Here is a 14,772-nt window from a genome sequence, read left to right as displayed (position 1 = left end):
ATTTTTTGATAAATAGCTGTCAAATATAACTAAGAGTAAATAAAAAAATACTTATTTATAAAAAAAATGCTCTTATTATTAATTTTTAATGTTTTAATAATTCAACCGATAATTAGATGGAGTTTTCCTTTTTAATTCTTTAAACTTTCTATTAAAATTAGAAATATTTTTAAATCCAGATTTCTCAGAAACTTCAATAATTGAATATTCTTTATTTTGCAGTAATTTACATGCCGTTTCAATTCTAAGTTCATTTAAAAAAGCAAAAAATGTTTTATTTGTTCTTTGTTTAAAATATCTACAAAAAGCATTAGAAGTCATATTTGCAATTTGTGCTATTTCATTCAATTCAATTTTTTTATTAAAATTAGCAAGAGTAAAGTCCATTATATCTCTCATTCTCTTTCCTTCATTGTCTGTATATTTTTTTTTGTAAACAAATGAAGAGAGATATTCAATTTCAGAATTTGAAATAACAGCTATCATCTTAATAAAAATAATAAACTTCACTAAATCCCTACTTTTTTGTAGTTCTAAAAAAAAATCTATTAATACTTTCTTATTATTTTTTACTCTAAAACTATTTTTACTATTGTCAAAAAAAGAAGTAAGCTCTTTAAAATCATCCAATTCAAAAAAGCTATCACCAAATGATTTCCTTGTAAAAAAAAGTGATATCATAAATGACTCTTGTACATTAGTTATATCACTTTTAAAAACATGTGGTTGATTACCTCCTATTACCAAAATATCACCTGTATTATATTCATTAACTGTATCGCCGACAATTAAAGTTCCTTCACCTTTTACAATATAACAAAGTTGAATTTCTTCATGCTGATGTAACTTATCATAAAAAAATCGTCCTTTATCTTCTTGATAAATTAATCCTAGATTTTTTACTTTTGGTATTTTAAATGGTAAAACTTTCATTAATATACTGTTAAATTAAAAACTCAAAACTATTCAAATAATACAATAATATTTTTCAACAAAAAAAGATAAGGTAGTATCACAAAAAGAAAGTTTTAATTAGAAAAATAATATAACTTTTTGTCATTAATCTATTCTCAATCTGCTCTCTTTTTATGATACTAAGCATTTGACCATAATAAAACTCAATAAAAAAAGAGTTTTTTTGACTACTTAAAAGAATTAACCTATATTAAGTCTAGAACCTCAAGTCTTTCTTTAGCTTGAATATATCTTACCTGAACATCATTAATTTGTTGCTGTGTTAACTTCGTACCTAATGTGTGAAGTCCTCCATCAGCATCATTATGATGAATTCCAAAAGCATATTTAAGATATTCCATAAGTAACGGCTGTGCATCAAGATATGAAATAGAATTCATTGCCTGAGAGATTTGATTTGCCTTAGCCCATTCTCCATTTACGATATATTCTTGCATAGTAACACTAGCCTTTGGGAAGATACAACCTACACCTGTAATTCCACCACATGCTCCAGCAAGTCCTGCATGTATAGTTACTGTATCGACTCCTGCTAAAACTTTTAATTCTTTATTCTTTAACATCAATGTTTCAATAATAGAAACATCTATAGTTGATATTTTAAGTGCAGTTACATTAGGGAGAACAGAAATTCGTAAAAGAAGATCCACTGAAAGCGCATGATATCCAGCTGCATCAGGATTGTTATAAGGCATAATGGTTATGCCTGCACCTCTTGCAGTTGCTTCAGCAAGTGCATAGTACTCATACATTTCTTCATCAGAAGGAACTGCTTTAGTTTTTGGAGGCATTACCATAACAGTATCCACTCCTACAGTAGCAAGACCTTCAACTATTTTAGCAAGTTCTTCTTTAGTTTCTGCTGCAGCTCCACTAATTAATGGCACATTGTATTCTTTAGCAACCTCAGAAAGAGCTTTTAGTAAAGAAAGTCGCTGTTCTGAGCTCAAATAGCTGTTCTCACCTAAAGTACCAGAACCTACAAGTCCCCCCATTCTGCTTCCACCTTTTCCTTGAACCTTTAAAATGTCTGCTGCATATTTTTTTGTAGCATCCAAGTCTATTTCAAAATCGCCAGATTTTGACTCTTTCAACCATGTAAACACGGCCGGCATAACGCTATATCTCCAATCTGAATTATTTACTTTTATCATGTTTCTTATTGTCTAAAATTATATTAGTAAGTTTTTTGTAAAACTATATAAAATAACAACAAACACATACACTACTCACGCATAACGCGAATAAAATCATATAAATGGATAAAATAGTATCATAACAAGATAGAAAATAAACAAAAAAAATATTAAATCAATACTATTTTTGTATTCAAAAAGGTTAATTAATAACTTACTGATATAATAAACAAATTAATATCTTTATCAAAATTAGGCTTTTATGTATTTAAAATTGATGTTCTTTTTAAAGAAATAAGATCAATGTTACAAACCCGATTGGTATAGAATATAAATAAAGAATCACAATGATTACAGGAAAAAATTATATAGGAAATAGATTGTCTGGAAACGGAACGAAAACGCACAAAACAATAAATCCAAAGTTAAACATACAAAATCCTACCGCTTTTCACCAAGCTACTTTAGAAGAAGTAAATGAAGCTGTAATGTTAGCAGACAGTGCCTTTAAAACATATCGTAAAATACCAGGAAAGCAAAGAGCTGTTTTTTTAAATGCAATAGCTGATGAAATATTAGCTTTAGACTCAGAACTAACCGATATGTATATGTTAGAGTCTGGTTTACCTGAAGGAAGAGCACAAGGAGAAAGAGGTAGAACCATAGGTCAATTGAGAGCCTTTGCTGAATTAATTTTAAAAGATGAATGGAGAAGCATTACCATTGATGAAGCAATCCCTACAAGACAGCCATTACCTAAGTCAGATATTAGAAAAACGTCAATTCCTTTAGGCCCTGTTGTGGTGTTTGCAGCAAGTAACTTCCCTTTAGCTTTTTCAACTGCAGGAGGAGATACAGCAAGTGCATTAGCATCAGGTTGTCCTGTAATTGTAAAATCACACGCAATGCACTCAGGGACAGGAGAATTAGTAGCTTCAGCAATTATAAAAGCAGCAGAAAAAACAGGAATGCCAAATGGTGTATTTTCAAACATTACTGGAAGCGGAAGAATTGTTGGTAGTGCATTAGTAAAACACCCAAAAATAAAAGCTGTAGGGTTTACAGGAAGTATTGCTGGTGGTAGAGCACTATACAATTTAGGAGCTGAAAGATCTGAACCAATTCCGGTATTTGCTGAGATGGGAAGTATCAACCCTGTTGTAATAATGCCAAATGTAATTAAAAATAAATCTGCAGAAACAGCAGCTACTTATGCAGATTCAATAACTGTGGGAACAGGGCAATTTTGTACAAACCCAGGATTATTGTTAACTATAGCAGGGGAAAAAACAGATGCTTTTATTAAAGATTTAGCAGAAAAAACTATAGCAATTGCATCGCAATGTATGTTACATCCAAATATTAAAGATGCCTTTGTGTCAAACGGAGAAGTTGTCACTTCACAACCAGGTATAAAAATCGTTGAAAAAATTCAAGGAGATATTAATTCTAATTTTGCTGCTTCAACAATATGTGCAGTATCAGGAGCTGACTTTTTAGAAAACCCTAAAATGCAAACTGAAGTTTTTGGTCCTTTTTCTATAGTAGTAAAAGCAAAAGACCAATCAGAATTAATACAAATTATTAATCATTTAGAAGGGCAATTAACAGGTACTATTTTAGCAGAAAAAGAAGATTTTGCTAAACTACCTCCCATAACTGATGCTTTACAAACTAAAGTTGGAAGAATTATTTTTAATGGAGTACCAACAGGTGTTGAAGTTTGTGAATCTATGACGCATGGTGGTCCTTATCCAGCATCATCAGATTCTAGATTTACAGCAGTTGGAACCGAATCAATTAAACGTTGGATTAGACCTTTTAGTTATCAAGATTGGCCAAACGAATTATTACCGGATGAACTAAAGAATGAAAATCCGTTAAATATTTCACGTAGGGTTAATAATGAACGTACAAAACAACAAATACTTTAACAAAAATTAACATTTTCTTTAGGTATTCAAAAAAACTAAATACTACTTTTGAATACGCTAAAGAGATTGAAAACAAAGCCAGCTTCGTTTTTCTTAATTAGAGGAATTTTGAAGGGTTTTTTCTAAGAAAGAATACAAGCTGGCGCTTCAATTTAGCATGAAAAAAACTTTCTTTTGCGTTGATGCGCATACCTGCGGAAACCCTGTAAGACTTGTTACTGGTGGTAGTCCCAATTTAATTGGAACTAATATGAGCCAAAAACGACAACATTTTTTAAACGAATATGATTGGATTCGTAAAGGATTAATGTTTGAACCTCGTGGACATGATATGATGAGTGGAGCAATGCTATTTCCTCCGCATAACTCTGATAATGATTTTGCTATTTTATTTATTGAAACTTCTGGGTGCTTACCTATGTGCGGACACGGAACTATTGGTGCCGTTACTATTGCTATTGAAGAAGGTTTAATTACACCAAAAACTCCAGGAAAAATTAAAATGGAAGCCCCCGCTGGATTGGTTGAAATCGAATATCAACAAACAAATGAAAAAGTAGATTGGGTAAAACTTACAAACGTAAAAAGCTATTTAGCTGCTGAAAATTTAACTGTTAACTGTCCTGAATTAGGAAACATTACTTTTGATGTTGCCTATGGCGGTAATTATTATGCCATTATAGATCCTCAAAAAAACTTTAGTGGAATTCATAATTTTTCAGCTTCAAAGATTATTCAATTTTCACAAGTTGTTAGAAAAAACATCAATGAAAAATATCCTGATATGTTTATTCACCCTGAAAACGAAACTATTAGAGATGTAACACATCTGTTATGGACAGGAAATCCAATTGACGTAACATCATCTGGAAGAAATGCTGTTTTTTATGGTGATAAAGCTATTGACAGGAGTCCCTGTGGTACAGGTACCTCAGCTCGTTTAGCTCAATTATACGCAAAAGGAAAATTAAAGTTAGATGAACCTTTTATTCACGAAAGTTTTATTGGCAGCAAATTTATTGGTAAGGTAACAAAAGAAACTACTTTAAACGGAAAACCAGCAATTATACCAAGCATACAAGGCTGGGCAAAAGTATTTGGATATAATAACATAATTATTAATGATGAAGATGACCCGTATGCACATGGTTTTCAGGTAATTTAAAAATATTCCTATGTCTAAAAAAATATTAATTATTGGTGGCGGAATTATTGGTTTGTGTAGTGCTTATTATCTTCAAAAAAAAGGGTATAAAGTTACTGTAATCGAAAAAAATGATTTTTCATCTGGTGCTTCACACGTAAATGCGGGTATAATAACGCCTAGTCATATTATTTCTTTAGCAGCTCCAGGAATGATTAATAAGGGAATTAAATGGATGCTTAGTACCACAAGTCCGTTTTCAATAAAACCACGTCTAGATATCGACTTTTTAAAATGGTCGTTATTATTTAAAAAAGCATCAACTACTAAAAAAGTAACCTCATCTATTCCTGTTATAAAGAATATTAATCTATTTAGTAAAGCTTTATATGAAGAAATGAAGAATTCGAATGATTTTGATTTTTTTTATCAAAACAATGGTTTGCTGATGTATTACAAGACAGATAAAGCAGGAGAAGAAGAATGGAATACGGGAAAAGTTGCAATTGAAGAAGGCTTAAAGGTTGAACTTTTAACAAAACAAGAAGTTCAAAAATTAGAACCCAATGTGAATTTAAATATTAAGGGCGCAGTCTATTATCATTCTGATGCTCATATGACGCCAAATGATTTTATGCCTCAAATAAAAAAATATTTAATAAACAATGAAGTTACTTTTTTACAAAACGAAGAAGTACTCGATTTTAATACAGTTAAAAATAATGTAACTTCTATTAAAACAACCAAACAAGAGTTATTTGCTGATGAAATTATTATTGCTTCTGGCTCATGGTCACAAAAACTATTAAAAAAACTAAACACAACAATACCTATACAGGCTGGTAAAGGTTATCGAATTGATGTTAAAAAAGACACTGGTATTAAAATTCCAGCTATTTTAACTGAAGCAAAAGTTGCTGTTACACCAATGGATGGTTTTACTCGTTTTGCAGGAACTATGGAAATAGGCGGATTAAACAACCAAATAAATGCCACTCGCGTAAAAACTATTACAAAAGCAGGGGAAAACTATTATAAAGGTCTAGATATAAATCAACTCGAAATTGATAACGCTGATAGCGGATTGCGACCATGTTCTCCTGATGGATTACCCTATATTGGTCGTTTATCTAAAGTTAAAAATATTACTATTGCAACCGGGCATGCGATGATGGGCTGGAGCTTAGGACCTGCAACCGGAAAACTAGTTTCTGAAATTATATCTGAAGAAAAAACTAGTTTAGATATTAGCCCTTTTAATCCGAATAGATATGATTAAATTTTCAAGAGAGATTATACTTCTCTCTTGAAAATAAATCGCAAAATCTTATAAGTATATTTTATCAATAAACTTAGAGCTTAACAACCTGGCAACTCCCATATAATTAAGTTTAAATTTAACCTTATCTCCTACTTTATATTTTACATTTCCTAAAGTATCTTTATTTGTACCAACATCAATAACCAACATGTCGGATGTTATTCCTACAAAAGAAATATCAGAATCATCTGTTTCTACATCCTCTTTGTTAACATCTAGTAAACCAAAATCTAGTATCGCTTTGTAAGATGTTTCTTTTAGTTTTTTTTGATCATAATCTGTTGTATGCCCAATATTAGCTTCACTTATAATACCGTCTGGAACAATTTTTTTTTCTTCTAATTCAATAATATTTGCATAAAACTCAAAGGTTTCTGTAAATAAATTTTGAAACTGTTTATTTTCAAGAGGACTAATACCAAAAAAAGCAGCTTCTCCTATTCTAAAATGATTAATCTCTTTAGGAATCATTTTATTTTCAATTAGTGGTAATGTTATAGAGGTTCCTCCAGAAACATATTTTAATTCTTTATCAAACTTTGCTGAAATTAATTCTTTATATAATGATAATTGCAATAATTTGTCATACGTTGGCTCTACTCCATACATACAGCCTAAATTTGAACCTATACCGATAACTTCTATATTTGAAAGTTTAAAAACCTGTTCATAAAATCCTAAAATATCATCTCGCTTAACACCTTCACGAAGCTCCCCTAACTCAACCATAACAATTACTTTATGAGTTTTTTGCTTCTTTTTTGCAGCTTCGTTTAATTTTTTAATTGTTGATAAAGATGTATTTAAGGATATATCTGCATATTCGACAACATCATCGACATAAATATCTGCGGGTGGCTTAATATAAATAGTTTTTGCTTTAGAGTTTACTGTTCGTATGTTTCTTAGACTTGTTAATCTAGAATCTCCTACTGAATTTATTTTCTCAGTCACATCTGGGGTTAAAACTCTTTTTAAAAAAGTTTTATCTCCTGAAAACACTTTTGTAACCAAACTCCATTCTATATTATTTTTTTCAAAAAAACTACTTAAACTTTTTATATTATGTTTTATCCTTTCTGAATGAATTATTAATTCTGCCATATTATTTAAAGGTTATATTGAGTATTTTTACTTATCGTTTTAACCTCATTTCTAAATAAGGGGTTGTAAACCCTAATTTTTCATATAGAAATTTTGCAGGATTATCTTTTTCAACATGTAATGCTATATCTCCTTTGCAGTTATCTATAGCATATTTCATAATCTTTTTACCGATTCCTTTACCTCTATGCTCATTGTGAGTTGCTATGTAAACTAAAATGTTTTCAGGTATATACTCATCCATACCAGTTTTATTAACAACAACTGCTCCTACAATTATATTATCATTTTCAATAGTAAATACATAACCACCTAAACCTGTTCTCTCTTTGGCTGCGTAATCTATTGCTTTTTTTATTGCTGTTTTACTATCTCCATAATTTTCAAGGTGTTCGAATAAAAAATTGGTTACTTTTTCTATTTTTAAAGGTGTAATGCGATTAAACGCATCGTATGTTTTTAACATCATGTCTTTTATTTTAAGGTTGTATAATGAAACATACTATTTTAATTCATAAATGAAATAAAATAGAATGCATAATGGTTTGCATAAGGCATCAATCATACTGCTTTATAATTATAAAACAATATAAATTAAAAAATTACTTCTGGGTGATAGAGTATTTCTGTTAAAAAAGAAGAAATGGGTGGTTTGTTTTCTTAAAAAAGAAAACAATTAAATATTATTATATCCCAGGCGGAATAAATTTATTTGATTGGTTACGAAAAACAAGGTAGTTAAAAGTAAAAACTCTTTGATTTTTTTTCTCGTGTGTAGTATCTAACATATTGTGCAAAGGTATATTATTTTTAGAAAACTATATAATAAAGCACAAATAATAAAAAAAGCTTCTCGTTATAGAGAAGCTTTTTTATTATTGTTTTTTAAAATTTGCAATTCCTTTTTCTAACCAATTGTAATATTCTGATGCATCTGGAGTGTACGCAACGGGGTCAATTAAATTAGATTCATCATGTGCCATTAACACATAAAATGGTTGTGAATTTGCTTTATATTTTATAGTCTGCATTTCACTCCATTTTTGTCCTATATATTTTAATTTCTTTCCTGGGTTTAATTTTGATTCAACAACTTCACCTTCTTTTAAAGCCCTTTTATCGTCAACATATAATGATATAAGTACTACTTTGTTTTTTAATACCTCTAAAACCTTAGGTTTAACCCAAACATTTTGCTCCATTTTTCGGCAATTTACACAAGCATGCCCTGTAAAATCTATCATTACTGGTTTCCCTACTTTTTTAGCATATGCTAATCCCTTGTCATAATCATGAAAAGAAATAATATCATGCGGAGGCATTAAATGTGCACCTTCAGGTAAACTATTATGTGTATTTGTATCGTTATTTGAAACTGTTACAGTGTTTTGTTTTGTAAAGCCTACCCCATAAGGAGATTCGCTATAATGTTGTGGTGGCGGAAAAGCCGAGATTAAATTTAAAGGTGCTCCCCACATACCAGGTAACATATAAATAGTAAATGATGCTACTATTAATCCTAAGCTTAATCTACCTACTGAAATATGGTTTTGCTGGCTATCATGTGGCAATTGAATTTTACCAAATAAGTATAATGCTAAAGCTCCGAAAATAGCTATCCAAATTGCAATAAATACTTCTCTTTCTAGTAGATGTAATTGCAATACTAAATCGGCATTCGATAAGAATTTAAAAGCTAAAGCTAATTCTAAAAATCCTAATACAACTTTCACTGTATTTAACCAACCTCCTGATTTTGGCAGTGAATTTAACCAACCCGGAAAAGCTGCAAACAATGCAAATGGTATTGCGATAGCTGAAGAGAAACCTAACATACCTACAATAGGCGCGATTCCCCCTTTTGAGGCTGCCTCTACTAACAAGGTTCCTACAATTGGCCCAGTACAAGAAAATGATACAATTGCTAAGGCTAATGCCATAAAAAAGATTCCTAATAATCCACCTCTATCTGCTTGTGAATCTACTTTTGTAGCCCAAGAACTTGGCAATGTTATTTCGAAAGCTCCTAAAAAGGAAACTGCAAAAATTACTAAAATTAAAAAGAAGATAATGTTAAACCAAACATTTGTTGATAAAGCATTTAAAGCATCTGCACCAAAAATACCGGTAACTACGGTACCTAATAATACATATATTCCGATAATTGAAATCCCGTAAATAATTGCATTTTTTATTCCTTTAGCTTTACTTTTACTTTGTTTTGTAAAAAAGCTTACCGTCATCGGAATCATCGGAAAAACACACGGGGTTAATAAGGCGGCAAAACCTGATAAAAAAGCAATAAGAAAGATACTTAATAAACCTTTTTTATCATCCTTACCGTTTTTTGTTGTCTTTATTTTAGTTGCATTTTTGTTTTTAATACTCGCTTTATTTAAAGCAAAAGTGAGTTCTATTTCTTTTGGAGGCAAACACTGCTCTTCAGTACATGCAATAAACTCTACAAAAGCATCGACTTTTTGAATACTAGCATCTACCAAAGTTATTTCTTGTTCAAAAATCGCTTTATGAGCAAAAGATTTAATGTTCATTCCTGCTTCACTAAACAGTTTGGTAAACTTAATTTTTCCTTTAGGTTCTTTCGTATTTCCGACTATTGTAATTTTACCTCCAACATCATCATAAGTAAAAGTTGTTGGTATTGGTCCTCCTTTTGGTACTTGTTGAGAATATAAGCTCCAACCATTTTCAATAGTTGCTATTGTTATTAGTTTAAACTTAGAATCTGTTACTTTTTCAACTTTAGTTGTCCATTTAATTGGATTAAATATTTGACTTGTTGCTGATAAGCTTATCAATAAACAAAATAATAATATTCCTGTTTTTTTCATTTACTATTTCTTAAAACTTTAATTAATTGAAAAAGATAAATCTTCTTCTTTTGGAGGTAAGCAATTTTCACCAGAACAAACCATATATTCAACAGTACCTTTTATGATAAACTTTTCGTTTGTTTTTAATCGAATACGTTGTTTAAAAACTGCTTTTTTATCAAAATATTTAATACGCATATCAAATACATCATCATCTACAACGTGCCCTTCTTCTTCTTTTGTATTTCCTTTTTTTAAGTAACGTTGATCTCCTGTAAATGAAAACACCGTAGGTAATGGCCCTCCTTTAGGTATTTCTTGAGAATAAATGTACCATTCCTCATCTAATGTAGCTACGGCAATTAATTCACTTTCTTTATCAGATATTTTTTTTACTGTGGTTGTCCATTTTACAGGACTGTGCATTTGCCCGTATGACACAGAACTTATTGTAAAGATTAAGATCGCTATTAATTTACTCATTTTTATACAATTAAAAAAGTTATTCTATTTTTTGTAAAAATAACATCTTTCTTTTGTAAAACAAGAACAATAAAAAAGTTTAACTTTTTAAACAAAAAAAGAGTAATCATTGCTGATTACTCTTTACTAGTAGCGGGAACTGGACTCGAACCAGTGACCTTCGGGTTATGAGCCCGACGAGCTACCTACTGCTCTATCCCGCGATTTGGACTGCAAATATACTATGTTTTTATTAAACTACAATACTATTTTTTGTTTTTTAGTTTTTATTTTATACTCAAAATATAAACAACCCTCAATTTAAAGGCTATCCTTTATTTATTTAAGAAAATTCAATAGCATCAAAATACCTAGAATTAGGTATTTTTTAACACACATAAAACATATATTTTTAAAGTACAACTTAATTTAAATACAGATGAAAAACATTCTTAAAAGAAAACCAATACGGAAATGCACGTTTATTAGTTTCTCCTTTGTCCTATGACATGCATGCTAAAAAACCTACGGCAACCACAAAAGTATATGCGCTACTGGTTTGTTATAATTACAAAGAACAACAAAAGGCATTGTATCAATGATTTAACGTATGATTTTGCAAAGAAGGGAGAAAAAGAACTTTTTTTAGATATGAGTGCTAAAAAATCAAATATTAGCATTGGTAAAACAGTATTTTATCGCCGTGATTTAACACCTGCTAACCAAAAACCAAAAAAATCAGATTGCTTTAAATAAAGTAACTCATTACCAAACTTTACTTTTAACAAAAAAGTCTTTCAAATATAATGAAAGACTTTTTCTTAGTAGCGGAAACTGGACTCGAACCAGTGACCTTCGGGTTATGATCCCGACGAGCTACCTACTACTCTATCTCGCGATTTCGAGTGCAAATAAAATTCGTTTTTATGTAATATTTTTTTCAACACGATGTTTTTTTTTAAATGTATTTAATATATTTATAAAAAATTCCTTTTTTCGTTAAAATGATTGAAAATTCTAGTTCGTCTTTAGAAAGAAAGAAAAGAAAAATATTGAAAAGAATGTTTGACATTTGTATTGTTTTCTTTTTTTTACCGATATCACTACCTTTAATTATAATTGCTTTATTACTAACTAAAATAACCCTAAAAGAATCTGCTATATATTCACAAACAAGAGTAGGAAAAGATAATAAACTATTTTTAATATACAAGATAAGAACAATTTCTAATGTTCAAAATGACCACATAGAAAAATCTAATTTTAAAATTTTCTCTTTAGGTAAAATCTTAAGACTTTCTAAAATTGACGAACTCCCTCAACTATTTAATGTTTTAAAAGGCGACATGAGTTTTATAGGTCCTAGACCTGAACAACCTCATTATGTTAATGAATATTTAAAAGAGAATTCTTCTTTTAAGTTAAGACATGCCATAAAGCCAGGTATTACTGGCTGGGCTCAAGTTAATTTACCTAAAGCAAAACCTAAGGACAACCTAAAAAAATTAAAGTTTGATTTATACTATATAGAAAAATACTCTTGGAAATTAGACTTCATTATTTTGGTTAAAACTATTAAAATAGTTTTAACCTTAAATAGTAACTAACAAACTCATCCTAAATTACGGGGTTTAATAAATTTTCACCTAATTATAACTTTTTATTCTTAATAATTTGAAAAATAAAATTTCTCTCCTTAAACACTTTCTTTTCTAAAATAATTTTCATTTCAAAGTGGTGATTTAAAGCAATATCTTTAATCTTAGCTAAATTACAATCTTCTGAAAGAATCATATATACAGTTTCAGTTTTTTTTCTTTTAGATAATTCATGAAACAATTGTTTAAAATACTCAAAATCTACCCCACAAAACCAAGCTTGTTCTTTTTGATTTTGTGGATCTTTAGGATAATAAGGAGGATTTATGACTATCAAATCGAAATATGAATCTTTCAATTCAGAAAACAAATCTGAATATATCACAGTAATCGATAAGTTATTTTTTAAAGCCGATTTTTTTAAATACTCGATAGCCTTTACGTTTATATCTACTGCTGTAACGTTTGCTTTTTTTGACGCCGCATATAAAGAAATGATTCCTGAACCGCAACCTAGCTCTAAAAAGTCTTTTTTTGAAATACTTAAAGTGCTAATAAAATCTAATAAAATTTTAGTACTTATTGTATAATGCGGAGGAAACACTTCTGGATGTACTGTTACACTTACTTTTTTATAAGAATACTTCCTTGGCTTAGAAAACCAAAGTTTAGTTATAACTCTAAAGAAAGGGTGAATTACTTTTTTTATAAAACCTCTCATAATTCTATTCTGAGTAAAAACCCTCTACTTCTGGTTGACGGTATTTCCAAACTTTATGTAATACTTTTATTTCATAAGGGTAATTGTAAAAACCTGTTTTGTAACGCCAATTAGAAACCAAACGTAATATGTTTTTCTTATATCCACGAATTCTAAAATCAGATACTGTTGGATATTTTCCGTTCAATACCGTTTCAAAATCTTTAATGGTATCAATCATGTATGGTTTTAACCAAGGAGTTAATGGGTTTTTACGTAAATCAAAATTTTCCCAACTTGGCAAAACCCACTCCTCTAAAGTCTCTGGAAAAGAAAAACCTGCATCTAAAATTTGCTTATATAATTCTGATCCTTTTGTTGGGGTTGGGCTATATAAATAAATAATAATTTCTGTATCTGGGTTTATTTCTTTAATTTCTTTAATAAAATTGATATCCCAAAGAATCTGTTTATACACTTGTTCTTCAGTATCTGCGGGCATTCCTAAAACAAATGACATTTCAGGAATAATTTCCGCTTTCCCCATACGTAAAGCAAAGTCTTTAATCATTTTCCCAGATTGTGTACCTCCTTTATTCATTTGCTTTAACACTTCATCATTTCCTGTTTCTGCGCCTAAAAAAATCATTTCACAACCTGCCTTTTTCATCAACTTTAGCTCTTCATCAGAATATTTATTAAGTGTATCAATTCTTCCTTCTCCCCAGTATTTAATATTATCCTCTAAAATTAAATTAGAAAATTCTAAAACTCGTTTTTTTGAGGTAAAAAAATTATTGTCATGAAATTCAATTGCATCAACATTGTATTTCTCTTTAAAATACTTTACATCTTGATACATTCCTTCAGCTGATTTACCTTTCCATCTACCACTAAAAATCGGTACAATTCCACAAAATGAACATGTAAATGGACACCCCATACTCGAATGATAAGCTAAAGTTCTTTTCCCCATAAAAGTTTTTCCTAAATAACTTTCAAGTGGGTAAAAAGTATCTAAATAAGTATAAGGTAAATTGGGTAATGCATCCTGATCTAACAATTTTTCTTTTTTAGTCTTAACGATTTTTCCATCACCATTTCTAAAAATCAAATTATCTATATTACTCAACGTTTTTTCAAAGACTACTTTACCTAATTTTTCTCCTTCTAAGACACTTAATAAAGAAGGAAAAGTTACATCTCCAGGCCCATTTACAATATAATCTACTAAATGAGAATCCATACAAACCTCGTATTGGTTAGAGGCAAAATAACCTCCCCAAATTACAGTAACATTAGGAAACGTTTCTTTTATTTTTTTGGTAAAAGGAATTGCTTGTCTAAGTTGTGGTCCCGGCATAACAGTTGAACAAAAATACTTATACTCACCTGTTTCTAAATATTTAAAAATTTCTTGAAGTGGATCTTTTTCTAAATTCCCATCTACCAAAACATATTCAAACTCTTCATGAATAGATGCTCCAACCTGCAAAATAGAGTTCGGTATTCTATGTTTTGCATTTCCACTTTTAGGATTAAATATTATTACTTTATTTTTCAT

The 14,772-nt window shown here is 29.9% G+C and carries 13 protein-coding genes and 2 tRNA genes; 5 read left to right on the top strand and 10 right to left on the bottom strand.

Annotation, left to right across the window (positions count from 1 at the left end):
• Positions 1–93: 93 nt before the first annotated feature.
• Positions 94–933 (bottom strand): AraC family transcriptional regulator, encoded by an 840-nt coding sequence (locus Q4586_RS07935; RefSeq protein ID WP_303528138.1) that lies wholly within the window; start codon positions 931–933, stop codon positions 94–96.
• A 227-nt stretch (positions 934–1,160) separates the two neighbouring features.
• Complete coding sequence (locus Q4586_RS07930; protein ID WP_218059519.1) at positions 1,161–2,129, bottom strand: dihydrodipicolinate synthase family protein; 969 nt, start codon at positions 2,127–2,129, stop codon at positions 1,161–1,163.
• 329 nt (positions 2,130–2,458) lie between these two features.
• Here Q4586_RS07930 and Q4586_RS07925 point away from each other — a divergent pair, with 329 nt between their 5' ends.
• The 3 genes from Q4586_RS07925 to Q4586_RS07915 all read left to right on the top strand — a co-directional run bounded on the left by Q4586_RS07925 (position 2,459) and on the right by Q4586_RS07915 (position 6,468).
• Positions 2,459–4,045 carry an aldehyde dehydrogenase (NADP(+)) gene (locus Q4586_RS07925; RefSeq protein WP_303528134.1) on the top strand — a complete coding sequence of 529 codons (1,587 nt, stop codon included), beginning with the start codon at positions 2,459–2,461 and terminating at the stop codon, positions 4,043–4,045.
• A 157-nt stretch (positions 4,046–4,202) separates the two neighbouring features.
• Positions 4,203–5,210, top strand: coding sequence for a 4-hydroxyproline epimerase (locus Q4586_RS07920; protein ID WP_303528131.1), 1,008 nt, complete (start codon positions 4,203–4,205; stop codon positions 5,208–5,210).
• Between the two features lie 10 nt (positions 5,211–5,220).
• Positions 5,221–6,468 (top strand): NAD(P)/FAD-dependent oxidoreductase, encoded by a 1,248-nt coding sequence (locus Q4586_RS07915; RefSeq protein ID WP_303528129.1) that lies wholly within the window; start codon positions 5,221–5,223, stop codon positions 6,466–6,468.
• 48 nt (positions 6,469–6,516) lie between these two features.
• Here the strand turns inward: Q4586_RS07915 and Q4586_RS07910 are convergent, their stop codons facing one another.
• The 5 genes from Q4586_RS07910 to Q4586_RS07890 all read right to left on the bottom strand — a co-directional run bounded on the left by Q4586_RS07910 (position 6,517) and on the right by Q4586_RS07890 (position 11,134).
• Positions 6,517–7,614 (bottom strand): alanine racemase, encoded by a 1,098-nt coding sequence (locus tag Q4586_RS07910; protein ID WP_303528126.1) that lies wholly within the window; start codon positions 7,612–7,614, stop codon positions 6,517–6,519.
• 31 nt (positions 7,615–7,645) lie between these two features.
• A complete protein-coding gene (locus tag Q4586_RS07905; RefSeq protein ID WP_303528123.1) occupies positions 7,646–8,083 on the bottom strand; it encodes a GNAT family N-acetyltransferase in 438 nt (145 codons plus the stop codon).
• A 406-nt stretch (positions 8,084–8,489) separates the two neighbouring features.
• On the bottom strand, positions 8,490–10,466 hold the full coding sequence (locus tag Q4586_RS07900) for a protein-disulfide reductase DsbD family protein (RefSeq protein ID WP_303528121.1): 1,977 nt from the start codon (positions 10,464–10,466) through the stop codon (positions 8,490–8,492).
• A gap of 18 nt (positions 10,467–10,484) precedes the next feature.
• Positions 10,485–10,931, bottom strand: a complete 447-nt coding sequence (locus Q4586_RS07895) for a protein-disulfide reductase DsbD domain-containing protein (protein ID WP_303528119.1) — start codon at positions 10,929–10,931, stop codon at positions 10,485–10,487.
• Positions 10,932–11,061: 130 nt separating this feature from the next.
• Positions 11,062–11,134, bottom strand: a tRNA-Met gene (locus Q4586_RS07890).
• A gap of 322 nt (positions 11,135–11,456) precedes the next feature.
• Between Q4586_RS07890 and Q4586_RS07885 the strand changes: the two genes are divergently transcribed.
• Positions 11,457–11,666, top strand: coding sequence for a hypothetical protein (locus Q4586_RS07885; RefSeq protein ID WP_176714952.1), 210 nt, complete (start codon positions 11,457–11,459; stop codon positions 11,664–11,666).
• Between the two features lie 69 nt (positions 11,667–11,735).
• On the opposite strand, the gene Q4586_RS07880 is transcribed toward Q4586_RS07885, so the two are convergent.
• Positions 11,736–11,808 (bottom strand) — tRNA-Met (locus tag Q4586_RS07880).
• Positions 11,809–11,914: 106 nt separating this feature from the next.
• Between Q4586_RS07880 and Q4586_RS07875 the strand changes: the two genes are divergently transcribed.
• Positions 11,915–12,517: a sugar transferase gene (locus Q4586_RS07875; RefSeq protein WP_303528116.1), complete on the top strand. Its 603-nt coding sequence runs from the start codon at positions 11,915–11,917 to the stop codon at positions 12,515–12,517.
• Positions 12,518–12,560: 43 nt separating this feature from the next.
• On the opposite strand, the gene Q4586_RS07870 is transcribed toward Q4586_RS07875, so the two are convergent.
• Both Q4586_RS07870 and Q4586_RS07865 read right to left on the bottom strand, forming a co-directional pair.
• Complete coding sequence (locus Q4586_RS07870) at positions 12,561–13,229, bottom strand: methyltransferase (RefSeq protein WP_068702917.1); 669 nt, start codon at positions 13,227–13,229, stop codon at positions 12,561–12,563.
• Positions 13,230–13,233: 4 nt separating this feature from the next.
• On the bottom strand, positions 13,234–14,772 hold the full coding sequence (locus Q4586_RS07865) for a B12-binding domain-containing radical SAM protein (protein WP_068702915.1): 1,539 nt from the start codon (positions 14,770–14,772) through the stop codon (positions 13,234–13,236).

It is taken from the genome of Tenacibaculum soleae, assembly GCF_030549005.1.
In the GTDB taxonomy this organism is placed as follows: domain Bacteria; phylum Bacteroidota; class Bacteroidia; order Flavobacteriales; family Flavobacteriaceae; genus Polaribacter; species Polaribacter soleae.
This window is presented reverse-complemented; position numbering and strand designations above follow the sequence as displayed.